The following is a 24,804-nucleotide window of genomic DNA, read 5'->3' on the forward strand; positions in this document are numbered from 1 at the left end:
ACAAAAGGATTACTTAGCAATCAAGTAATCCTTTTATATTATTTATATCATATATCTCTAATTTACTGAATTAGGATCTTAAATTTAGTAATTGAATCTCCAGAATCAATATGCAGAAAATAATATCCTGTGGACAATTCTGTAGATAATTTTAAATTATCGCCTGAAAAACTCTTTATACCGTATATTTTTTGTCCAAACAGCGAATACACGTTTATTTCTGCTTTATCAAGATTCTTATTAAAATTAATTATCTTATTCTCAGAAACGGGATTCGGAAATACATTTAATTCATTAACTCCTAGTTCATTTTCTTCTATACCAAGAGCGCTGACAAAATTAGATACCGGAATCGATATTATTCCTGAAAAATAATTACTCCCACTACCAAAAGTTATCCAAGTATCATCTCCAACTACTATATTCTCATCGATAAAGGTTGTATAAAAGTCCTCTTTAAGATCATATACTTTTTCATAAGCTTCTTCCTCAAATTTATAGTATCCGTCCCAAGTAAACCCTAGAAAAGGAACTTCATTATAAAAGGCTATTTTTCGATTCCAATTTTGATCAGGTAAATTATTTGAAGGTTTAGGGTAATGAGCAACAAAATCTGTCCCATCAAAAAGAGCTAGTTCTTCAGTATACCCCAACCACATAATATCGTTCTCATCAATACTGATATACCTTAAATATTCTGTAGTACTAGCTTCATCTATATTAGGATTGTCTATTCTAACAAAACCATTATTTTCTATTCTAAACAACCCCCCTCTATTTACTCCCCAATTATCCCTGTTGGCAACATAGGTAACTCCATTATTATCAGTAACCATATCTCTAATAATAAAAGATAGTGATGAAACATCCATCTGAGTAAAAGTTTCAGTCTCTACATTGAACTTCAAAAAACCTGGATTATCTCCCATAAATATATCAGTTCCGTCAAAAGTCAAATGCCTGGAGTAGTTGTATAACAAATTTTCTGGTATCTCAAAAAACGACCATATTTCATTTTCAAATTTTGATAAGTATCTATCATTTGTTATAACCCACAAAACATTGTTCTGTGTCATGTACATTGCCGTAATTGTTTTGAAATCAAAATGTTCTGGCAACGTAACTTTATCCCAATTAACCCCATCAAACTTTGCTAATCCGTTATATCCGCCTGCCCATACATTATCTTGAGAATCTTTTTCTATAACCGTTACTCGCGTAGGGATTTCCTGAAGTATTCCAAATTCTGATATTCCGGTTCCATCATAATATCCCATGCCTTCAATTGTCCTAAAGAACAAGTCTCCATTTTTGTTTATTATTTCAAAAACAATGCTCTCTGTTGAAGCTAAAAAAGACACCTCATTTGTTTCATTAATACGGCTAACATTATACTCTGCGAACTTTTCTGATTTATGGATGAAATGTAATTCACTATTTCCAGGAGTAAAATCAATAATACTATAATAAGAACTAGATAGTACTGTCCTAGAAAACATTCCATTATTCTCTTCAATATATTCTAAACTATCCGAAGAATCATTATTTATAAACCACAGCTTATCATTTGAACCAATTTTCATCTTACCAGTAATCGAGCTAGTTTGATTATTAAGATAGAAAAACTGAGCAGATGTAATTCCTTCATTAATTGGAAATGCCAGAACTCCATCAATTAATGAATCATCTGCATCTGGAGAGTCTTTACTTTCAAACTGACAATAAACATTAGAATTACTATCCGCAACAATATTAGTAATTTTCACAGGAGAATCCGTATAATCATATGAAATGGTTTGTAGACCATTTTCAAAATAATACGAACCTACTTTATAATTCTCAGAACAGCATTGAGTTGAATTTTCTTTTACGAAAAATACTGAGTTAGCTTCATTTATATAAATACTTTTTATTATAAAATCTGATTCTGAAACAACAAACCAAGAATTAGCATTGTATATAGCCATTTTATCATTATCGGATTGATAAATAACAAACATCTCGTTATCTTTTGTTACAACCTTATTGTAATCATAGATAAAACTCTGACCACTGTTACCCCTATAGTGTATAACTATTTTATCTGAGTATGTTAACCAAACACTTCCGTCTTTTGCTAAAACAAAATCTCTACAATATTCTCCCTCTTGATTTATTTTAACAAACTCACTATTGGATTGTTTATATACATTATCATCACCATCAATAAACCAAATATCATTATCCAAATCTAACAATACTTTTTCAAAAGGCAGCATGGCACCTATATCTTTGTTAGAATAGATTGTGTGATCATTTGGATAATTATCTAGGTTAAATTTAAAGATCCTATCATTATGTATAGAAACCATTAAGTTATCTTCATAATCAATATAAACATCATTAGCTTTATTTGGATTATAATAATGACTTAGCTCTTGTGAGAAAGAATAGAAAAATGAACAAGTCAATAAAGTTGTAAGTAGTATTTTTTTCATATTTTGGGTTTTTAGGTTGCGAATATATTAATAACTAATAATTAGTTACCAAACTAATCGTTTTGTTACCATCATAATAGTTTATTTTTCAGATAATACAACTAATATATAAACAATCTAAATACCAAATAGAACACTAAAAAGCTTACAAAAACCTCCTCACTTTCTCTAAAGCAGGATTACGATTGTCTTCTTTCCAGATTACAGAAAGCTCAGCTCTTTGTGGTATATTTGGGATTTCTAAAAATTTTACATTCAGGTCAAAACCATATTGCAATGAGGTTGGCACAATTGCTACTCCTAATCCACTCTCTACTAATTTGAAAATTGTTTGAGCATGTACTGATTTATGAGAAACGATTGGGGTAAAACCTTGATCTTCACAAATACTCATGATTTTATCATAATATATCGAACTATAATCAGAAGAGAATAAAACGAAATGTTCTGAGGAAACTTGGGCTACATTTTTAAAGTTATACTCATCTAATTGGTGATCCTTTGGCAGAACTAATGAAAACGTATCCGTTTGCACCGCTTTTATACAAACTCCATCAGGCACTCTTGCTAATCGAACAAACCCAAAATCAAGTTGATCACTTACAATCGCCTTTACCTGATCGTAATTAGACATTTCTTCGAGGCTAAATTGTATTTTAGGATTCTCTTTATCCACTTTCACCAAAAGCTCCGGTATCACCGTCTGTATTGCTGAGCCTAAAAAACCAATTCTAATTTCCCCTTCGCTTCCTTTGTCAATTAATGCGGTTTGTTTTACAGTAAAGTCAATATGATTAAAAATATAAGCAATTTCATTCTTGAGATACTCTCCTGCTACTGTTAAGCTAACATTTCTTTTATTTCTAATAAATAGTTCTGCTCCTATAATTTCTTCCATTTGCTTGATTTGTCTACTTAAACCAGGTTGTGAAATAAACAATCGTTCTGCAGCTTTTCTAAAATGTAATTCTTCGGCTACAGCCAAAAAATAAGTAAAGTGACGTAATTCTAATTGATAACCCATAGTTATTAATTATTGACAAAATTAGTATTTATAAGTATTAAAAATACTAATTATCTTAGTGTATACAAATATGAATAACCAATAATGTCTAAAATATCATCATATTTTCGGTTTGGAGAAGATTATTTAACCGCCGGAAAAGCCATAAAAATAGCTTCAGGAGAAATCAAGGGAACTATTTCTGAAACCTCCAGGGAAAAAATCAGAAAGAGCCGCCAGGTAGTTGAAAACATTGTAAACAAAGGTCATCCAGTTTACGGAATCAATACTGGCTTTGGTCCTTTGTGTACCACTATGATTTCTAAAGAAGAGACTAAAATACTTCAATCGAATATTTTAAAAAGTCATAGCGTTGGCGTGGGTGATTCCATTGATTCGGAAATAGCAAAACTCATGTTGATTCTAAAGCTACAATCACTTTCCAAAGGATATTCCGGTATTGCAGAGAGTACGTTGGATCGCATACTTTGGCATATTGACAATGATGTGATTCCTTTGGTTCCTTCTCAAGGATCAGTAGGTGCTTCGGGTGATTTAGCACCACTCTCCCATCTCTTCCTACCTTTAATTGGTTTAGGGAAAGTTATATACAATGATAATGAGATAGCCACTTCAACTTTATTTATAGAAACAGGACTAACTTCTTTAGATCTTGGCCCAAAAGAAGGCCTTGCTCTGATCAATGGAACACAATTTATAGCGGCGCACGCTGTAAAAGTCGTAGAAAAACTACATAGTTGTCTTTCGCAAGCAGATATCATCGGAGCCATGATGATAGAAGGACTACAAGGCTCTGTAAAACCTTTTTATAATGAATTACACGAATTACGCCCTTTCAAAGGAAATGTTCATGTAGCTTCCAGAGTAAAATCTTTACTAAAAGGATCTGAAATCATGGAAGATCATATTGATTGTGATCGTGTTCAGGATCCGTATTCACTGCGATGTATTCCTCAAGTACACGGAGCTTCCAGAAACGCTTGGCTTCATCTTAAAGAATTAGTAGAAACCGAATTAAATTCTGTTACTGACAATCCGATTATCATTGATGAAGAACTCACTATAAGTGGCGGAAGTTTTCATGGGCAGCCATTAGCCATGGCAATAGACTACGCTTGTCTTGCAGCTTCTGAAGTTGGTAATATTTCGGATAGAAGAATATACCTGGCGTTAGAAGGCAACTCTCCAGGAGTTCCTAAATTATTAATGGAAGACACCGGTATTAATTCCGGTTATATGATTTTACAATACACGACCGCTGCATTAGCGAGCGAGAACAAAGGATTGTGTTTCCCTTCTAGTGCAGACAGTATTCCAACATCATTAGGACAAGAAGACCACGTAAGTATGGGATCTATAGGTGGTAGAAAAGCTTTAAGAGTGATTGAAAATGTAGAAAAAATATTAGCGATAGAACTTTTGACAGCGGCACAAGCCTTTGAGTTTAGAAAACCTATGAAATCCGGTATTATTCTGGATGAAATTCATAAAACTATACGCAAAGAGGTTCCTTTTGCAGAAAAAGATCGCGTTTTTGCAGATGATATAAAAAAGGGAATTGATATTATTAAAAAGAAAACGATCATAACATTAGCGAATAATGTAGCCAACAGGGAGAATTTGTCTTTAGAAACTAAATTCTCCACTCAATTTGAAACTTATTAATTATGACAAAGTACAAGCTTATTGGTCCTATCACACAACTCATATCCATGGATGGATTACCACTAAAAGGTGCTTTAAAAGATGAACAACTTACTATACTTCTTAATGCAGGAATTCTAACCGAAGGCGAACATATTCACTCTATTGGAAATTATACAGATTTAAAAGAAGTTGCCAATAGTCTTGAAGCTGAAATTATAGAACTACAATCGGAGTACGTATGTCTACCTGGATTTATTGACGCACATACTCACATCTGTTTCTCTGGCTCCAGAGCTAATGATTATGCAATGCGCAATTCAGGAAAAACATATCTGGAAATCGCAAAGGCAGGTGGTGGAATTTGGGATACAGTAACCAACACCAGAGCAGCAAGTCAGGAAGAACTATGTCATGGAGTGATTAAAAGAGCCAATTATCTTCTTAAAAACGGAATCACCACAATTGAAATCAAAAGCGGTTACGGACTGTCTATTGAGGAAGAACTTAAAATGTTGCGAGCCATAAAAGAAGCTAACTTACATTTAGAATCTGATCTGGTCTCTACTTGTTTAGCAGCTCATATGTTACCAAAAGATTATGATGGGAGTCGTCAGGAATACTTAGATGAAATTGCTTCAAAACTTTTTCCAACACTTAAAATAGAAAATCTAACAAATAGAATTGATGCTTTTGTCGAACAAAGCGCATTTTCTAAAGAAGACATAGCACCTTATTTCAAGAAAGCCATAGAAATGGGATTTGATATTACCGTACACGCAGATCAGTTTACTGCAGGTGGTAGTGAGATAGCGGTAAAAGTAAATGCAGTAAGTGCGGACCATCTGGAAGCCAGCACAGATACAGAAATTAAGATGCTTGCAGAAAGTGATGTCATATCTGTTGCACTACCAGGAGCCTCTATAGGTTTAGGATGTGATTTTACTCCAGCAAGAAAGATTCTAGATGCAGGAGGTGCTCTGGCAATAGCTAGTGACTGGAATCCAGGATCTGCTCCAATGGGAGATTTATTGACTCAAGCTTGTATTTTAGGAACTTTTCAGAAACTCAGTAATGCAGAAGTATTAACCGGAATTACATCAAGAGCCGCAGCTGCCTTGAAATTAGAGGACCGTGGTAAACTGGCTCCAAGAATGCTTGCAGATTTTTGCCTTTTTTCTACGGATCATTTTAACGAAATACTGTATCATCAAGGAAAACTAAATCCTGCACAAGTATGGAAACGTGGAGATGCAGTGTACACGGAATAGTTAATAGTTAATAGTTAATAGTTAATAGTTAATAGTTAATAGTTAAAAGTTAAAAGTTAAAAATCTGAAATAAAAAGTCAAAAACGAACAATGAAAAGTTAAAAAAGTACAAAGTATTGAGTACAAAGTAAAGAGTAAGGATACAAAACAAGACGCTGTAGAAACTTTGAAACCCAAAACCAGAAACCCAAAACCAGAAACCCAAAACCAGAAACCCAAAACCAGAAACCCAAAAACAAAGATGACTTTCAAAGAACAAATCATAACAGGTATTCCCAAAACACTTCCTGCTAAAAAAGATCTTAGTTCAAAGATAAGCAGAGCCCCAAAACGTAAACAAATATTATCTATTGATGAAAAGAAACTGGCGCTTAGAAACGCTTTAAGATATTTTCCAACAGATTGGCATGAAGAACTAGCGAAAGAATTTCTTGAAGAACTTAATGAATATGGTCGGATTTACATGTATCGGTTTATACCTGATTACGAAATACATGCTAGATCCATTCATGAGTATCCAGCTAACACATCACAAGCAGCAGGTATTATGTTGATGATACAAAACAACTTAGATCCAGCTGTTGCACAACATCCATACGAGTTAATCACCTATGGCGGAAATGGAGCAGTGTTTCAGAACTGGGCCCAATATCTCCTTACGATGCATTACCTCGCTACTATGACAGAGGAACAAACACTACATATGTATTCTGGTCATCCTATGGGATTGTTTCCTTCATCAAAAGAAGCTCCTAGAGTAGTTGTGACAAATGGAATGATGATTCCAAATTACTCAAAACCTGACGATTGGGAAAAATATAACGCATTGGGCGTTACTCAATACGGGCAAATGACAGCAGGAAGTTATATGTATATTGGTCCACAAGGTATTGTGCACGGAACCACTATCACCGTAATGAATGCTTTTAGAAAAACATTAAAACCGGGAGAAGACAGTGCTGGTAAAATATTTCTAACCGCTGGTTTAGGAGGAATGAGTGGCGCACAGCCCAAAGCAGGCAATATCGCTAAATGCATCACTGTATGTGCAGAAGTAAACCCAGATGCCGCACAAAAGCGTTATGAACAAGGATGGGTAGACGAAATTATTGACAACTTAGACAGCTTAGTTAATAGAGTTCAAGAAGCAATTCAGAATACGGAAGTCGTTTCCATAGCTTTTAAAGGAAATATTGTAGACGTTTGGGAACGTTTTTATAATGAAAATATTTATATACATCTCGGATCTGATCAAACATCTTTGCACAATCCCTGGTCCGGTGGATATTATCCGGCAGGCATGAACTATGAGGAATCAAACAAAATGATAGCCCACGATCCTGACACTTTTAAAACAAAGGTTCAGGAATCTCTAAGAAGACACGCTGCCGCCATCAATAAACATACAGCAAAAGGCACATACTTCTTTGACTACGGAAATGCGTTTCTTTTAGAAGCATCGCGAGCAGGAGCAGATGTTATGGCAGAAAACGGAATTGATTTTAGATATCCATCATACGTACAAGATATTCTGGGACCTATGTGCTTTGATTATGGTTTTGGACCGTTTAGATGGGTATGCACTTCTGGTAGTCCCGAAGACTTAGATAAAACTGACCAAATCGCAGTAAAGGTGATGCAAGAAATCAAAGCAACCGCTCCAGAAGAAATTCAGCAGCAAATGCAGGATAATATCACATGGATTAACGAAGCGAAGCAAAATAAGCTTGTTGTAGGCTCTCAAGCAAGAATTCTATACGCTGATGCCGAAGGAAGAGCAAAGATTGCTGAAGCGTTTAATAAAGCTATTAAATCAAGTGATATATCAGCTCCTGTTGTCTTAGGTAGAGATCATCACGATGTAAGCGGAACAGATTCTCCTTATCGTGAAACAAGCAATATTTATGATGGCAGTAAATTTACAGCAGATATGGCGATCCATAATGTGATTGGTGATAGTTTCAGAGGAGCAACATGGGTATCCATCCATAACGGAGGAGGTGTTGGATGGGGTGAAGTAATAAATGGCGGATTTGGATTGTTACTCGATGGATCTGATGAAGCTTCTAGACGTTTAAAAAACATGTTATTTTATGATGTAAATAACGGTATATCTCGAAGAAGTTGGGCAAGAAATGAAGAGGCTTTATTCGCTATTAAGAGAGAAATGGAACGTACACCAGAACTTAAAGTAACCATACCTAACATCTTAGATTATAATATTTTAGAATCTTTATTTTAACAACAAACATACCTGTACAATATTTTATACATAAGTATTATTTTAGCATATGAACATTTATAAAAAAACAGACACAAATATTTGGACAGGACGGACCTCTGATGATCAATTATATCTTCATGAAAAAGTAACTTGTATTGATTTAGAAAATGATGAACTACCTGAAAATCAGAATACAGATTTTGCTATTTTAGGATATGTCTGTGATGAAGGAGTTCGAAGAAACTCAGGAAGAATTGGTGCAGCATTAGCTCCGGATACCATTAGGAAAATGATGGGATCACTATCGAATCATTTTGATAATGAAGTTCAGATTATAGACACTGGAAACATTATCTGTAATAAAAATGATTTAGAATACACTCAAAGTTATACTTCAGGTAAAATATCACAATTACTTGATAAAAAATACTTTACAATTTTATTTGGAGGAGGTCACGATCTAGCATATGCACATTACAATGGAATAAAAAAGCATAAGCCAAATACCACTATCGGAATTATCAATCTGGATGCACATTTTGATTTAAGAAAAGCAAAAAACGAAGGGAATTCGGGTACTCCATTTTACCAAATAGCAAAAGAGAACGATCGTTTCAAATATATTTGCCTGGGAATTCAAGAAGAATCCAACAACAGAGAATTATTCGAAATTGCCAACGAACTTGAAGTACAATATATCAAGAATACAGATTTCACATTCGAAAATAAAGACCATGTCATTACCGTTATTAATAACTTCATTTCTTCTGTAGATCATGTGTATCTAACTATTGACTTGGACGGTTTCTCCTCTGCATATGCTCCTGGAGTTAGCGCCCCTTCTCCATTTGGCTTCTCTTTAGATATTGCCATGACTGTTATTGAGCAAATCTGTAAATCAGGTAAATTAATTAGTACAGATATCGTAGAACTAAATCCAAAATATGACATAGATAATTGCACTTCTAGATTAGCCGCTAGACTAGCTTATTACATCATGAAATTTATTTCTTCTTAATGATTTCATTGCTATGACAGTATTTATCTATCTTTGATAAGCTAATTCTCTATAGCTATAATGGAACAAATTGCTTTAACACTTATTTACATCCATGCTTTCTTTGGCGGTATTGGATTATTGTCTGGTTTAGTCAGTATTTTCGGAAAAAAAGGAAGGTTTTATCATCGCAAAGCTGGAATAGTGTTTTCTATCGCAATGTTTATTAGTGCTCTTATAGCTATCCCCATAACACTACTTCCTAATCACGAAAATTTGTTACTACATCTACTTTCGATTTTCACAATATATCTTGTAATTTCAGGAAACCGAGTACTTCGGTTTAAAAAAGACTATAGTTTAGGCGCATTAGATATAGCTATTACTAGTATTATGGGTTTAGTCTTCTTAGGAATGATTGGTGTAGGCATCCACCATCGTATACAGGAAATCCCAAAAAGCACTCTATTCTTCTTTTTTGGAGGATTTGGCATTATGGCTACAGTAAGAGATATAAAACTCTATAAAACCTTTAAAATAAATCCTACTGCCTATTTATCTAATCATATTGGCAAAATGTCTGGTGCTTATGGAGCCGCTGTAACAGCCTTCTTGTTAGCGGCATTGGATTCCAGCACACTATGGATTTGGCTTGCTCCTTCTGTTATTACTTTGTTATTTGTTATTTTTTGGAGACGAAAAATTGCAAAAACATAGAACCAAATAAGTACTCTAACAATAGAACAATTTTACCGCTAAAAAACATACACTTTTTCAGTAACTAAAATCTAATTACTTTTGTATCTTCGAAAAATACGTATACAATCAATTTTCCCTTAGGGAATTATTCACATTGATCATCTTTCGGGCTTTTATTATTAAAAAAGACTATTTCCTTATCTATTGAAAAATAAAGGTGATTAATTATGTTTTATGGAGGCAATTAATTTTTATCAAATATCAATTTTTCTTTTACAAGGATTCGTTGTTTCCTTTTTAGTCTTAATTCTATTTCATTTTCGAAAAGTTACTGGTAACGGGCTGTTATTTACTACATTGGGTATGTTTCAGTTTATTCAGGTATTTACAGCTACTACAATGTACTTTGAAGTATATGATGGTATTACGGTATCTCCTGGCTCATCTGTTCTGTTCTCCGTAACGCTTTTCTCAGTACTAATATTTTATATTAAAGAAGATGCTTTATTAACACGAAGGCTTATTTACGCGTTAGTAATTGCCAATCTAATGATTGTAATTCTTTTACTACTTTTTGGGATTAATTTAGAAGACTCTAATATGCATCAAGTATCATTTACGATGTTATCAGACTTTTTTAATACAAATGTCATTCTTTTAGTATATGGTACTACGCTCCTATTCATTGATTCGATTTTCATCATTTTTATCTTTGAATACATTTCAAAACACATCCAGTCTTTATTTTTAAGGATATTTATAACAATGCTTATCATTCTTTCCTTTGATGCTATATTGTTTAGTGTGATAGGATTTTGGAATACAGGTAACATATCCAGTGTTTTAATTTCTGGATTATCATCCAAAATAGTAATGAGTTTCTACTACGGAATATTATTTACTATTTATATAAAATATTTTCAAAAAGAAGTATCTGAAAACAGCTATTCAACATTTAAAGACGTGTATCACTCCCTCACCTACCGACAAAAATTTGAAGAGGCAGAAAAGGTTATACAGCTTAGTGAAAGTCGATATCAAACACTTACGGATATATCACCAGTTGGTATATTTATGACCAAAGCTAATGGCAAAACTACTTTTGTAAATGACAAGTGGTGTAAAATTGCTGGTTTATCACAGCAAGAAGCAATGGACGACGGCTGGCTTAAAGCAGTACATCCTGAAGATAAAAAGAAGTTAAAATCGGGTTGGTATGACGATGCTGGAAGAAGAGACTCCTCTCATGCAGAATATAGATTTCTCCGTCCTGACGGCACAATAAAATGGGTATTAGGACAGGCGATTCCGGAATATAATGAGAAAAAAGAAGTGATTGGTTATGTAGGCACTACTACAGATATTACCGAATTAAAGCTCTACGAAATAGAGTTAAATAAAATGAAAGATAAAGCCGAAGAAAGCGATCGGCTTAAGTCTGCCTTTTTAGCAAACATGAGTCATGAAATCCGCACTCCTATGAATGGTATATTGGGTTTTGCGGAGCTTCTTAAAGAGCCTGTACTCACAGGAGACGAACAACAACTATATATCAGTTTGATCGAAGAAAGCGGTGCACGTATGTTAAATATCATCAGAGATATTATTGATATTTCCAAAATTGAGTCTGGACAGGTAAAAGTCTTTCTGTCCGAAGTAGATATTAACGAACAAGTAACCTATCTATATCAATTCTTTAAACCGGAAGCAGATCGAAAAGAGCTACAGTTATCTTTCAGCAATAGCCTACCAGATGATAGTGCGCTTATTAAAACCGATAAAGAGAAATTTAATGCTATACTTACTAATCTGGTAAAGAATGCTCTTAAATACACTCCTGAAGGCTCTATTTCGTTTGGTTATGAAGTAAAAGATGAGTTTTTACAATTTTATGTAAAAGATACAGGTATGGGTATTGCCAAAGATCGACAAAAAGCTATTTTCGAACGTTTTGTACAAGCCGATATTGAAAATAACTACGCTATAGAAGGAGCTGGTATAGGGTTATCCATTGCCAAAGCCTATAGTGAAATGTTAGGCGGTAAAATTTGGTTAGAAAGCAAAAAAGATTTAGGTACGATTTTCTACTTCACCATTCCATACACTAAAGCTTAGATAAAATAGGTTCGTCAAATAATAAGTTTACTTAATAAAAATGATCGACTACTTATCAAAAACAATGGTCTCTACCCAATAGTTTCCTAATTCTTCATATTTCATTTCTTTCATTGCCCCTACCCAAGGATCTATTATTAAAACCGTGTCATCACTAGTATACCCAATAATCAATAAGGCATGTGCAGCAAAACCACTATAATTTTGTGTCCCAATAAGAATAGGTTGATTACCATCGATTTGACCTTGTAGCTCTGCAAAAGTTAATTTAGGATCATTTCCAAAAATCAGGCTCCTATATTCTGTATGAATATGTAAAAAATGCGAAGATATTTGCGGTTGTAAGGTAAATAAATCCAAGCCCTGGCTATTAGCTTCGAACATTTCATCCAGCTTTTTTTCAGACATATACACTCCATAACTCTGTAATGCCATAGATAAAGCTGCTGCCCAGCAATTATTCATCCCTTTTTGTTCCTCTGGTATAATATTAAGTACTGATGTCTTTTTTCTTTTAGTGTCTGTTACTTCGCTCATAATGCTGTTTTTTTTGTTTATCTAAAAGTTGGTAGTATTTGGCAAAACATATTCCTGTCGGTGCTAAAAGTAAACAATATTAACATCATAACAATAATAGTATGGTATGAAAGCACCTACAATACTCAAATATAAACAACACAAAATCAATATATTAATACCTTTCTTGGATCCAGCTAGTAATAATAGAAACAAGTTTTTCTTTTTCCAGATCAATATGGAGCTCATGATATCCACCATCAAAAGAGACAAAATCAATATGGTCTGTTTTTTCCGCAAACTCATGACTCGCAGTATAATCAGTTATTTGATCCCCAGTTCCGTGCATTAACAAAACGGGAGTTTCTAATTTAGAAGCCATACCTATCGCCCACTTGCCCGCTTCTATTATAGGTAAAGAAAAATTAGGACTTACTCTATCATGAACCAAAGGGTCATTTCTGTATTTCTCTACTTCTTCTGTTACTCGAGAGATTGCTTGTACATCTAGCCCCGAAGGCAGTGTTATCGAAGGTGCTATTTTTTGGAATAATTTACCCATTATCATTTTCCAAGAAGGCGGCTGAAATGCTAAACGTAAAAACGGACTAGTTAAAATTGCTCCCGCAATCTTATGATTGCTTCTCAATACATAATTAATTACCAGGTTTCCCCCCATACTATGTCCATACAGAAAAACAGGAAGATCGCTTACAATCCCATTAGCTTTAATATACACAATATCTATAACCTCCATTAAGTCATTATAGCTTGGACAATGCCCCCTTTTACCACTACTCTTACCGTGTCCAAAATTATCATAGGTAATCACACCTATATGTTTTGCCAAGAACTCGGGTATTACATAATCAGCGTATCGTGAAGAATGCTCTCCCATACCGTGTACCAACAAAATTATGGCTTTACAATCTTTAGGCAACCAATATTGCCCAAAGAGTTTATATTTTTTATAGTCAAAAAAGAATTCTTGATGCTGCATGGTTTAAATATACCATTACTATTTTATTAATTAGAATTATAATCCTTATTGAATTTAGATTTTTATTATTAATTCGATTACAGCCAAAATGTACAATGTATATCGCCGTAGTGATGGAATAACAAGAAAAGGCTCACAGACATATCATTTAGAATAGATAAGAACCCTAAATAAAGTAATCCGACACATCTAAAACTTGTTTCCAAAAACATCTCTAAGTATATCAATCATAAAAAAGATTAAGGGTTTTTACGGGTTATAAATTCCAACGATTGTTCGTAGCTTTAACGTCTATGTCAATCATGTTTATGACGACAATTGTTCGTCTCAAAGGAATACAATAATCCAAATATTAATTAATAGAAGTAAATCATTATGATCAACTGTAAAGAATTAAGGAATAAATTCAAAGAGCAAGGCTGTACTTTTACAATCGTATGTCCTACTGATCCTAATTATGCTAAGAGTCGTATCATTGCCAATTCTAGGTTCAATTATTATCCACTGGCTATTGGATATTGCGAAAACGCAAAGGATGTATCTTCTACTATCAAAATTTGCAAAGAAGCTGGATTGCATCTTCGTATACGATCAGGAGGTCACCAACATGAAGGAATGTGTTCTGATAATGATGTTTTTATTATCGATTTATCTAAAATACACACCATTCGATATACAGATAAAACCAATGATTACGCTTGGATTCCACCGGGAAAAAAGTTACGAGAGGTATATAAAGAGCTAGAATCTAAAAATCGAATAATTCCTGGAGGTGGTTGTGGTTCTGTTAATGTCGGAGGATTGACACAAGGTGGTGGATGGGGATTATCAGCCAGAAAATTTGGGCTGACCGCTGACAATATCATTGAAGCAGAAATTGTGTTGGCAAACGGAAAGATCGTAAAAGCCAATAAAGATAATCACTCAGAACTGTTTTGGGCAATCAGAGGTGGCGGTGGTGGTAATTTTGGAGTAATCACGAACTTTTTATTTAAGTTAAGTCCACTTAGAGGTAATATCACTACGTTTGAGCTACATTGGCCTAAAGACAAAATGCTAAAGATTGCTAAAAAATGGATGCAAGAACTCCCCACACATACCTATAATCTAACTACTGCTTGTCGTCTTTCTGTTACTGATCAAAACACTCCTTCTAGAACAGCTGTATTATTAGTAGGGCAATTCTATGGAGAGATCTCGGATTTACAAAAGATTTTGAAGCCGTTTTATGATATTTCTAAGCCAACATATGAATTATATGAATCACAAACCTATATAGAGATAGTTAACGCACTACTTCATTCTAAAAAGCAAAGTGAACCATTGCCAAGTCTTTTAGCTAAACGACAAACTCGCCTAGGTAGTCTTTTACAGCCAATAGCGTCCGTAGTAAAAGATGAAGAAGCGCCAACGCAGACTTGTGATGGACCACATCCACATAAAATCTCTTCAGCATTTCCGATATATGATGATGCGTTAGTAGACAAAATTGTTACCTATCTTGACGATACAAAAGCCTCTGAAGTGGTTAATCTATACCTAAGTCTGCACGGGATGGGTGGAGCTATCCAGGATTTTACTGAAGGTCCTTTCCCATATAGAGCAAAAGATTTCTTACTGCAATTCCAGGCGTGGTGGTCTGATCCTAAGGATTCTAATACTGAAAAATACATAAAATGGATTGAGGATTTCAGAACAGCCTTACAACCACATGTAGAAGGAGCATTTATTAATTTTCCTGATGCAAGTCTTGTAAATCAATCAGATACTACAAAAGGTAGAATTGAGCTATTACAATATTATTATGGCGACAACTTACCTAAATTGATTGAGATTAAAAAACAAGTCGATCCAGAGAATCTATTTTCTTTTGGAATGAGCATCCCTACAGAAATCTAAAATATCGTATTCTTGCTACTATAGCATATATGTCAATAATGAATAAAACCTAAAACTTATAAAAGAATATAGAGTTACCTTTAATGAATATATACAATTGTTATAAGTAATTAATAATAACGCAAATATTACAGAACTTAATTCATAAAGTAAAAACCAAAGAAGGATATCCATATATATTCCACTGTCATATACAAGAAGAATAGGGCAGTATAATTAACATTTTTTGTTTATACAAGAATTATATCGATGTACCTAATTCCCTAAATTAGCTAGTATTCATCCACAATATCCTGCCATTCAAGCACAACTGAATGGTTTAGTAAAATAGTGATCTTATTTTTGAATACAAATCATTAATTATTCGATTATGAGCACACAAAAACTACTTACATTAATTCTTTGCGGGTTATCATTCTATGCAAATTCTCAATCTTATGAATTAAGCACATCTACAGGTGCATATATTAACTTAATTAATAGCACTTCTTTAAACAACACAGCACCTTGGGATGATCCTGAGTTCGCAATTCCTATGGGATTTGATTTTGAATATTTTGACATTACAATAAATCAAATTTACATCGATGACTGGGGCTTCGGAGCTGGATTAACATCTAACCCTAATGAGACAGGGACTCTACCTGCATTGATTGCATACGGAGCAGATATTGCTGATAGAGCCTATGACGATAACAACCAGAATGCAACTACTGGTGCTTTATCAAATATCTCCTATTTGGTTGAAGGCGCTGCAGGAAATAGAATATTAAAAATTGAGTGGAACAATGTAGGCTTCCTCTCGGATATAATAGCAGATGGTATCTCTACTGATTTTACAAATTTTCAGTTGTGGTTATTTGAAGGATCCAATGATATAGAAATTCATTTTGGTCCTAATTCTATATCCGATCCAGATGAGGCCTTTGATGGAGAAACTGGTTCTTTAATTGCTTTAATTCCAGCTTATAACTTTGGAACAGACGTTCTTGAAGAGAATGCCACTTTTTTATCTGGTAATCCTTCTAACCCAACGATTGTTCTTTCAACAGTAGATGACAATACTTTTTTGAATGGCGTAATTCCAAATGGAACTATTTATAAGTTTACAAGATCTACACTTAGTACGGAAGAATTTCAATCCGCTACGACGAAATTAGAACTATTCCCTAATCCTTCCAAAGATGCAATATCTCTTTCTGGTATAACAACTGACGAAAAGTATGAAATTTATAATCTGCTGGGAAATAAAATAGAAGAAGGCATCATTAATAAGAATGAAAGAATTAATATTCAAAATTATTCAAAAGGAGTATATCTAATTAAATTTGATAATAATCAAACGCTTAAATTTATTAAAAGTTAGTATACAGAAGGCAAAAGAAAGAATGAATGTTTGATGTACACTTTATTTCTCAAACATCAGAGACACAAATTCTGCAACACAAGCGGGTTTATCAAGACCTTCTATTTCTACAGAGCAATCCCAGGTGATTTTTAGCCCGTTTTCAGCATAGGCTTCGATCACCTGGACACTGCTATGCAATCTTAATCTGCTGTCCACCAAAACCGGATGTGGAAAACGCACTTTATTCAATCCATAATTGACTCCCATCGCAAAACTTTCTATCTGAATAAGATCCATCAGCATCTTCGATAATAAAGAAACCGATAGAAATCCATGTGCGATTGGTTTTTTAAAAGGAGATTCTTTTTTGATACGTTCCAGATCTACATGAACCCATTGAAAATCTTGTGTAGCTTCTGCAAAAGCATTGATCATCTCTTGTGTAACAGTAAGCCACTCACCTACTGGTAATGATTTACCTTCATACGTTTTAAATTCCGCAAAGTTTTTACAAATTAATTTATTCATAGTTTTTTCTTTAGTAAACTCTTCATTTACCATTACACTTCGATACCTGTCCGCCTATGGAGGAGGCTCAGTGTGACAATAGCATTCTAATCCTATAATTAACAACTTAAATCTCAACACCTAAAATTCAAAACTTATCACTTCTACCTTGAGATTCCACCATCAATCGTAAGACATATACCCGAAACATAAGAAGCTTCATCTGATGCCAGATATAAGTATCCATAAGCTATATCTACGGGTGTAGCCGCTTTTCTAAGTGGAATTTGAGATTTTATTCCATCCAAATGCTCTTTCGGAATTTGTTCAGTCATTTCAGTAAGTGTAAAGCCTGGTGCTAATGCATTTGCCGTAATACCGTATTTACCTAATTCCATCGTCCAGGTTTTAGACATAGCAATTACTCCTGCTTTTGTTGCTGCATAGTTTGTTTGCCCAAAATTACCTCGTAACCCTACATTAGATGCTGCAGAAACGATACGACCATATCCGGCTTCTTTCATATATTGAGAAACTACTTGCGTACATAAAAAAACACCTTTCAGGTTTACATCAATTACGACATCCCACTCAGCTTCACTCATTTTATGGAGGGTGCGATCCTTAGTAATACCGGCATTATTAATCAAGATATCTATTTTACCATATTTTTTATGGATTCTTTCAGCTTCAGATTCGATAGCTGTTTTATCCGTTACAGAAATATTCGTGAATTCTGACACTTGACCTTTTGCCACAATCCCTTCGGCAACAGTTTCGCCCTCAGTTAATAAATCCCATATAATCACTGTTGCGCCTTCTTGAGCGAACAATTCTGAAATCGCCTTACCAATTCCTCTGGCACCACCTGTAATAACAGCTACTTTATCTTTTAATCTCATGTATATTTTATTATTGTTTTACGATTTCCGTTCTCTTGAGTAAGAGTCTACCTCATTGTCAGGTAGGTATTAAAAAAGTGCTCACTATGCTATACATCTCGATACAACTCTCCTATCGTCAAGTTACTCGATCTGACATAATATTTCAAGAACACTGGATTACAACTTTGCCTCTTACCTTTCGGTCCATCATTTCTTCTAGAGCACTAGGAGTTTCTTCTAATGGATATATCTTATGAATATGTGGTTTTAGTTTTCCTTCTCCTAACCATTGCATTAATTGCAAGGTGTTATCCATATTTTTCTTAGGAGTTTTCATTGCAAAATTACCCCAAAACACTCCTACTATCGAACAGCCTTTTAACAGTGTTAGGTTCAAGGGAATCTTTGGGATACTTCCAGCGGCAAAACCTATCACCAGATATCTGCCTTCCCAGGCAGTTCCTCGCAAAGCAAATTCTGAATAATCACCTCCTACAGGATCATATACCACATCAGCTCCTTTACCATTAGTTAGCTCTTTAATTCTGGATCGTAAATCTTCTCCAGTATAATTAATGACTTCATCGGCTCCATATTCTTTACATAGCTTGAGTTTTTCATCAGAGGATGCAGCAGCAATTACTTTGGCTCCCATCAACTTTCCTAATTCTACAGCAGCCAGCCCTACACCTCCTGATGCACCAAGCACTAATAAGGTTTCTCCTTCTCTAAGCTTTGCCCGATCTTTTAATGCGTGATATGATGTTCCATAGGCAATCATAAAAGATGCAGCGATAGGAAAGTCCATTTTTGGTGGTTTTTTGAAACACACATTAGCTGGTACAGCAACTTCTTCGGCATATCCGCCCTGCATTACAAATCCAAAAACTTCATCACCTTCTTTTAGATGTTTTACTTCGGATCCTATTGCTTTTACTACTCCTGCTACGTCACTTCCTGGAATAAATGGTAATTCTGGTTTAAACTGATATAAACCCTGAATTATTAAGGTATCTGGAAAATTGACTCCACAAGCCCTGACAGCAACTAAGACTTCATTCTCTTTCGGTTTTGGGCTTTCAATATCTTCTAATACCAGGTTAGATGGTAATCCATATTGTTTACAGACTATTGCTTTCATAATAGTTGGTTAGTTTTTGAGTGATTGAGTATTTGAGTTAATTATTCCTAACAGAGACCTGTCAGGTTTTTAAAACCTGACAGGTCTCCAAGTGTTATTCTTCTATCACCTTCAGTACTAATTTACCTTTTTTATCACCAGAGAACAAACGCAAGAATGTTTCATGAAAGTTTTCGATTCCTTCATAAACATCTTCTCTGCTTTTTAGCTTTCCTTGAGCTAACCAACCACCCATTTCTCTGGCTGCTTTGCCATAATCTTTTGCATAATCCATAACCACCATACCTTGCATCGTAGCACGACTTACTAGCAACGATAGATAATTTTTAGGTCCTCTCATATCTTCCATATTGTTATATTGAGAAATAGCTCCGCAAATAACAATTCGTGCGTGCATGCGTAATCTTGATAATGCAGCATCCAAAATTTCTCCTCCTACATTATCAAAATACACATCAATTCCTTTTGGACATTCTCGCTTGATCGCATCATAAATATCTTCGGATTTATAATCAATGGCAGCATCAAAACCTAATTCATTTACTACATAATCACATTTATCTTTTCCTCCTGCAATTCCAACAACACGACAACCTTTGATTTTTGCAATTTGTCCAACAACACTTCCTACGGCTCCGGCAGCTCCAGAAACTAAGACCGTATCTCCTTCTTTAATCTTTCCTACTTCTAAAATTCCGAAATACGCCGTCATTCCCGGCATCCCTAATGTACCTATATACATTGGCAAGGGTGCCAAATTCGGATCTACAGCGTACCAATTATCACCATTGGTAACAGTATATTGTTGTACACCGCCCCAACCTGTTACATAATCGCCTTCTTTAAATTTCGGGTGGTTATTCGATTTTATCACTTTCCCTATAGAACCGGCACGCATAACATCATCTAATTCTACAGGTTCTATGTATGATTTACCTTCTCGCATCCAACCTCTCATAGCTGGATCTAATGATATATAATGATGTTGTACCAGTACTTCTCCTTCTGCAGGTTCAGGAATTGGATTGTCTTGCAATTCCCAAGTATTGTCATCTGGCAATCCTTCAGGGCGGTTTTTTAAGATAATTTGTTTATTCATTGTGTAATACTTTATTTATTAAATAGGTTTATTATTTTTTCTGAAGACTCTCTACAAAAGCTCTCATTTTTGCTCTTATTTCTGGTTTCCACCAAAGTGAAATTGCTTGCTCTAAATCAATTTTAGGATTTTCCTCCATGCCTTCTAACCAGTCTTTACGGAGTTTATATTTTGTATTCTTGAAGATATCTTCATCAGCCTGCAAATATTGTTTCATTTTGGCTTCCGCCTTGGGCAGTACTTCTTCTAAATCACATACTTCATTGACCAATCCAGAGGTCAAGGCTTCATCAACATTCAATAACTTCCCTCCTAAGATACATTCGTTCGCCTTTCCTTCTCCTAACCAATATGAGTATCCTCTAATCAGGTTATTAGAAATCTGAATATTGACTGCGACTTCGTTTAATCCAATCGTGTATTTCTCTCCTGCAGCCATAATTCTGTGATCAGCGGTAATCGCAATTACACAACCTCCTGCTGGAGCATATCCTGTAATCGCGCAGACAAACGGTTTTGTAAACTTCGCCAACTGAATATACATTCCGCCAAAATCGTTGAAAAACTCATTCATCTTTGGCTTATCGTAACTATACAATTCAATCACATCCAAACCTGCTGAAAAGAAATGAGGAGTTCCAGTAATAATGACTCCCTTTACGGCATCATCGGATTCTAAATCTGCAAAAACCTGTCTTATTTCTTTGGTCATTTGATGGTTAATCGCATTTACTTTGCCTCTATTTAACTGAACAATAGCGTAATTGTGTTTCTTTTCTATTTTAATTGTCTGCATTCCCAAGTTTGACTTAATTTGATATTAAATTATTTATTCTACAAAGAGGTTCCACCGTCTAAAGTAATCGTTTGTCCTGTAATGAACTTGGTGTTATCAGAGGCTAGCCACACAACAGCTTCAGCTATTTCTTCTGCGAGTCCATATCGTTTCATGGGAATCACACTTTTTAGCATTTGATCCATATCTGGTCGTACTGATAACAGTTTACTCAATAAAGCAGATTCTGTATATCCAGGACATACTGCATTAATACGGATATTTTTAGTAGCATATTCCAGAGCTGCGGATTTAGTCATTCCGACCACAGCAAATTTACTTGCGCTATAGGAAAGATTGTTTAGTGATGCTTTTAAACCTGCTAATGAAGCTAAGTTTACAATATTACCATGTCCCTGTTTCATCATTTGTTGCAGTGCCAGTTTCATACAATAGAACACTCCTGTTTGATTTACTGCAATGACGCTATCCCAATCTTCCAGAGTATATTCTCCTGTTTTTGCCATATTTCTTGGACCAATCCCAGCATTATTTACAATAACATCTAGCTGTCCAAATTGTTCTACTGTATTATTGATCAATTGTTCTACTTCTTCAAACTGAGCAACATTAGCAGCAATCACTAATGCTTTTCCTCCGTCACCATTTATTTCATCAGCAATACTTTTGGCTTTTTCTTCTTTAATATCCGAAACCACTACTGTAGCTTGATGTTTTGCAAAATGTCTTGCCGTAGCTGCTCCTATTCCAGAGCCCGCTCCAGTAACTATGACTATTTTATCTTTTACTTGCATATACTTATTTAAGTTGGTTGTTTTATTTTAATTTATAAATCTTATCTCTAACAATCTTGTTCTCGATAGCTCTGCTGAGCCTGTCGAAGTACACTTCTCCTAAAGTCGAAGCACTACTGACGAATGCTGATCAAAAAAAAATCGAATATATCTTGTTTTACATATTTATTTTGAGGTACACAAAATCAATCGGGAATCTGATAAAGCACGACTACGCATATCTGCCGGATACTCTTCTTTAGTGATCATTCCTATAAATTCTTGCTTACTCTCGTATTCTACAATAAGTACTTTATCCCATTCTATAGTATCTTCCGGACCAATTAGACCAAACAAAGGTTTGCCTTGATATATCACTTTGGCTCTGGTGTCCTGGAAAAAAGGAAGGATCGCATTCATATATTGTGCATAAGCCTCTGCTCCCGTCGTTCCTGTTTCTTCTACTTTATCCTTAAATTTCAACAGATTAATCATCTGAAAAGGTCCATCAACCGGTAATTCCATAAAATCATGAAACTGCTTTTTGGTGATTCCTGTATGTGTATTGTGCATATAAGTGGTTTTATAATCTAATTTCGGTTTGTCCTTCGTATATTTTGGTGATTTCAGAATAATGTTCCTTCATATTATTTAATATAAAATCAAACGGCACATCATCAAAATGTCCATAATCCTCTAGGTATTCCATAAAAACTCCTCCTTTATTATCATATTCCTGAAACATCGAATCTTGTTCACCATCAAATTCTAAAGGAGCCACGTTACATTTTTCGCATAGTGCCTTATTAAAAGCAGGAGATGCTTTTAACCATTTTCCATCTAGATAGACATTCACCATTCCGTGAGGTGTTAATTCATTGGTTCCGAATTTTTCTATTAATCTTTCTACTCCGATATGATTCTTTACTTTAGCAAGGTGAATTCTTGCCGGTATTCCCAAAGCTCTTAAACAAGCGATTAATAAAATTGCTTTATCCAGGCAATGACCACTATTCTTTTTTGCAGTCCTACTTGCTTTATAACCTTCTTTAGAAAAACTAATATGATAAGGATCATACCACCAGTGATCTCTTACTTTAAGATATAACCGTGTAGCTTTTTCCTTAGGAGTTAATGTATCCGTATTAAATTCTCTAATAATGTTCTGGATCTCATCCGATTCATAATCAAAATAGTATGTTGCCTCTAAATAATCCATTATATTCTAAATTTAATCTATTTTCTTGGTCTGAATAGCCTGCCAAGCTAAGTTACAAAGCAATTCTGCTGCTTTGTTTAATTGTGCAAAACGAGGATCTGTAGTTAGTCCTTTATCATATCGATAATAAATCTGTTGAGCAATTACAGCTATTTTAAAAAGTCCGAATGCATAATAGAATACAAGGTGATCAACATCTCTTCCACTTTTCTGCGCATATAGTTCTACAATCTCGCTTCGGCTTGGATTTCCCTTCATTATTGTTGGTGATGGAATTCCTTGTTGAACGAATGCGTGATCACTGCTCATGGTCCAATATCCGAGAGATGTTCCCAAATCCATTAAAGGATCTCCCAATGTTGCCATTTCCCAGTCCAGTACTGCTATTACTTCTTTCCAGCTATCATCTTTAAAAACTACATTGTCATATTTAAAATCATTATGAACCAAACTATATCTATAGTCTTTGGGTTGATGTTCTTCCATCCATTTCATTACCTTCTCTGCAGCCGGAACATCATCTGTTGCTGCATTAAGGTATTGTTTTCCCCAATTTAAGACTTGCCTTTCTACATATCCTTCAGGTCTCCCTAAATCTTCTAGTCCCACTGCTTTGTAATCTAACTTATGAAGTTCTACAAACGTATTCAACCAGGAATCTGCAATGGTTGTAAAATCACTAGCCGGAACATTCCTTTTTTTAGCTTCTCGAGCACTTAGAATAATACCGTCTACCTTTTCCATGATATAAAAAGGACAGCCTAGAATACTTTCGTCATCAGTAAAAGCATACATTTTAGGAACTTTCGGAAATGCTTTATATACACCTGATTGCACTTTGAATTCTCGTCCCATATCGTGACCTCGTTTAATGGCTCCAAAAGGTGGACGGCGCAATACATATTCTTTATCTTCTATTTTCAATAAATAAGTGAGATTAGAATACCCATGTGTATATTGTTCTACATGCCAGCTGCTTTGGTCATTATCTATCAGTCCTTGCTTATGAAGGAACGACTTTAAAGTTTTTTCGTTTAGTTCTTCGCCTTTGCGTACGTTTTGCATTGTTGATCTTTTATCTTGAATATCCTAGCATTAAACTTCTACAACACTTCGACAAGCTCAGTGTGACAGCTCAGTGTGACAGCTCAGTGTAATAGTTACAAGTACT

21 protein-coding genes are annotated in these 24,804 nt (G+C 34.7%); 8 read left to right on the forward strand and 13 right to left on the reverse strand.

Translation table 11 applies throughout. The features are described from left to right. Positions 1 to 62 precede the first annotated feature (62 nt). Both Q0910_RS24945 and Q0910_RS24950 read right to left on the reverse strand, forming a co-directional pair. Positions 63 to 2,477, reverse strand: coding sequence for a T9SS type A sorting domain-containing protein (locus Q0910_RS24945; RefSeq protein WP_299222731.1), 2,415 nt, complete (start codon positions 2,475 to 2,477; stop codon positions 63 to 65). A 145-nt stretch (positions 2,478 to 2,622) separates the two neighbouring features. Next, complete coding sequence (locus tag Q0910_RS24950; RefSeq protein ID WP_299222733.1) at positions 2,623 to 3,501, reverse strand: LysR family transcriptional regulator; 879 nt, start codon at positions 3,499 to 3,501, stop codon at positions 2,623 to 2,625. An 84-nt stretch (positions 3,502 to 3,585) separates the two neighbouring features. Between Q0910_RS24950 and hutH the strand changes: the two genes are divergently transcribed. The 6 genes from hutH to Q0910_RS24980 all read left to right on the forward strand — a co-directional run bounded on the left by hutH (position 3,586) and on the right by Q0910_RS24980 (position 12,451). Then, entirely contained in the window at positions 3,586 to 5,166 is a 1,581-nt protein-coding gene (hutH, locus tag Q0910_RS24955; RefSeq protein WP_299222735.1) for a histidine ammonia-lyase, read from the forward strand. 2 nt (positions 5,167 to 5,168) lie between these two features. After that, the gene (hutI, locus tag Q0910_RS24960; protein ID WP_299222737.1) at positions 5,169 to 6,416 is read left to right on the forward strand and encodes an imidazolonepropionase; all 1,248 of its coding nucleotides are present in this window, start codon (positions 5,169 to 5,171) and stop codon (positions 6,414 to 6,416) included. 241 nt (positions 6,417 to 6,657) lie between these two features. Next, positions 6,658 to 8,658: a urocanate hydratase gene (locus Q0910_RS24965; protein ID WP_299222830.1), complete on the forward strand. Its 2,001-nt coding sequence runs from the start codon at positions 6,658 to 6,660 to the stop codon at positions 8,656 to 8,658. A gap of 49 nt (positions 8,659 to 8,707) precedes the next feature. Further along, positions 8,708 to 9,658 (forward strand): formimidoylglutamase, encoded by a 951-nt coding sequence (gene hutG / locus Q0910_RS24970; RefSeq protein WP_299222740.1) that lies wholly within the window; start codon positions 8,708 to 8,710, stop codon positions 9,656 to 9,658. A gap of 60 nt (positions 9,659 to 9,718) precedes the next feature. Then, entirely contained in the window at positions 9,719 to 10,354 is a 636-nt protein-coding gene (locus Q0910_RS24975) for a hypothetical protein (protein WP_299222742.1), read from the forward strand. 216 nt (positions 10,355 to 10,570) lie between these two features. Further along, positions 10,571 to 12,451 carry a PAS domain-containing sensor histidine kinase gene (locus tag Q0910_RS24980; protein ID WP_299222745.1) on the forward strand — a complete coding sequence of 627 codons (1,881 nt, stop codon included), beginning with the start codon at positions 10,571 to 10,573 and terminating at the stop codon, positions 12,449 to 12,451. 48 nt (positions 12,452 to 12,499) lie between these two features. Here the strand turns inward: Q0910_RS24980 and Q0910_RS24985 are convergent, their stop codons facing one another. Beyond that, complete coding sequence (locus tag Q0910_RS24985; protein ID WP_299222748.1) at positions 12,500 to 12,988, reverse strand: papain-like cysteine protease family protein; 489 nt, start codon at positions 12,986 to 12,988, stop codon at positions 12,500 to 12,502. Positions 12,989 to 13,142: 154 nt separating this feature from the next. Further along, positions 13,143 to 13,967: an alpha/beta hydrolase gene (locus tag Q0910_RS24990; RefSeq protein WP_299222751.1), complete on the reverse strand. Its 825-nt coding sequence runs from the start codon at positions 13,965 to 13,967 to the stop codon at positions 13,143 to 13,145. 375 nt (positions 13,968 to 14,342) lie between these two features. On the opposite strand from Q0910_RS24990, the gene Q0910_RS24995 reads away from it, so the two are divergent. Together Q0910_RS24995 and Q0910_RS25000 are read left to right on the forward strand one after the other, a co-directional pair. Further along, positions 14,343 to 15,866 (forward strand): FAD-binding oxidoreductase, encoded by a 1,524-nt coding sequence (locus Q0910_RS24995; protein WP_299222754.1) that lies wholly within the window; start codon positions 14,343 to 14,345, stop codon positions 15,864 to 15,866. A 370-nt stretch (positions 15,867 to 16,236) separates the two neighbouring features. Beyond that, positions 16,237 to 17,232, forward strand: coding sequence for a T9SS type A sorting domain-containing protein (locus tag Q0910_RS25000; RefSeq protein ID WP_299222757.1), 996 nt, complete (start codon positions 16,237 to 16,239; stop codon positions 17,230 to 17,232). 42 nt (positions 17,233 to 17,274) lie between these two features. Here Q0910_RS25000 and Q0910_RS25005 read toward each other — a convergent pair whose 3' ends face one another. The 9 genes from Q0910_RS25005 to Q0910_RS25045 all read right to left on the reverse strand — a co-directional run bounded on the left by Q0910_RS25005 (position 17,275) and on the right by Q0910_RS25045 (position 24,698). Next, the gene (locus tag Q0910_RS25005) at positions 17,275 to 17,742 is read right to left on the reverse strand and encodes a MaoC family dehydratase (protein ID WP_299222760.1); all 468 of its coding nucleotides are present in this window, start codon (positions 17,740 to 17,742) and stop codon (positions 17,275 to 17,277) included. Between the two features lie 143 nt (positions 17,743 to 17,885). Beyond that, on the reverse strand, positions 17,886 to 18,623 hold the full coding sequence (gene fabG / locus Q0910_RS25010; protein WP_299222762.1) for a 3-oxoacyl-ACP reductase FabG: 738 nt from the start codon (positions 18,621 to 18,623) through the stop codon (positions 17,886 to 17,888). Positions 18,624 to 18,768: 145 nt separating this feature from the next. Beyond that, entirely contained in the window at positions 18,769 to 19,746 is a 978-nt protein-coding gene (locus tag Q0910_RS25015) for an NADPH:quinone oxidoreductase family protein (protein ID WP_299222765.1), read from the reverse strand. Between the two features lie 94 nt (positions 19,747 to 19,840). Then, a complete protein-coding gene (locus Q0910_RS25020) occupies positions 19,841 to 20,845 on the reverse strand; it encodes an NADP-dependent oxidoreductase (RefSeq protein ID WP_299222767.1) in 1,005 nt (334 codons plus the stop codon). Between the two features lie 31 nt (positions 20,846 to 20,876). After that, entirely contained in the window at positions 20,877 to 21,641 is a 765-nt protein-coding gene (locus tag Q0910_RS25025; RefSeq protein WP_299222770.1) for an enoyl-CoA hydratase/isomerase family protein, read from the reverse strand. Positions 21,642 to 21,679: 38 nt separating this feature from the next. Continuing rightward, a complete protein-coding gene (locus tag Q0910_RS25030; protein WP_299222773.1) occupies positions 21,680 to 22,435 on the reverse strand; it encodes an SDR family NAD(P)-dependent oxidoreductase in 756 nt (251 codons plus the stop codon). A gap of 165 nt (positions 22,436 to 22,600) precedes the next feature. Further along, on the reverse strand, positions 22,601 to 22,987 hold the full coding sequence (locus Q0910_RS25035; protein WP_299222775.1) for a hypothetical protein: 387 nt from the start codon (positions 22,985 to 22,987) through the stop codon (positions 22,601 to 22,603). Between the two features lie 10 nt (positions 22,988 to 22,997). Continuing rightward, positions 22,998 to 23,633, reverse strand: a complete 636-nt coding sequence (locus Q0910_RS25040) for a transglutaminase-like domain-containing protein (protein ID WP_299222778.1) — start codon at positions 23,631 to 23,633, stop codon at positions 22,998 to 23,000. 12 nt (positions 23,634 to 23,645) lie between these two features. Next, positions 23,646 to 24,698: a phosphotransferase family protein gene (locus tag Q0910_RS25045; RefSeq protein ID WP_299222781.1), complete on the reverse strand. Its 1,053-nt coding sequence runs from the start codon at positions 24,696 to 24,698 to the stop codon at positions 23,646 to 23,648. Positions 24,699 to 24,804: the final 106 nt, after the last annotated feature.

Origin of the sequence: uncultured Aquimarina sp. (assembly GCF_947495315.1) — a bacterium.
Classification (GTDB): Bacteria; Bacteroidota; Bacteroidia; order Flavobacteriales; family Flavobacteriaceae; genus Aquimarina.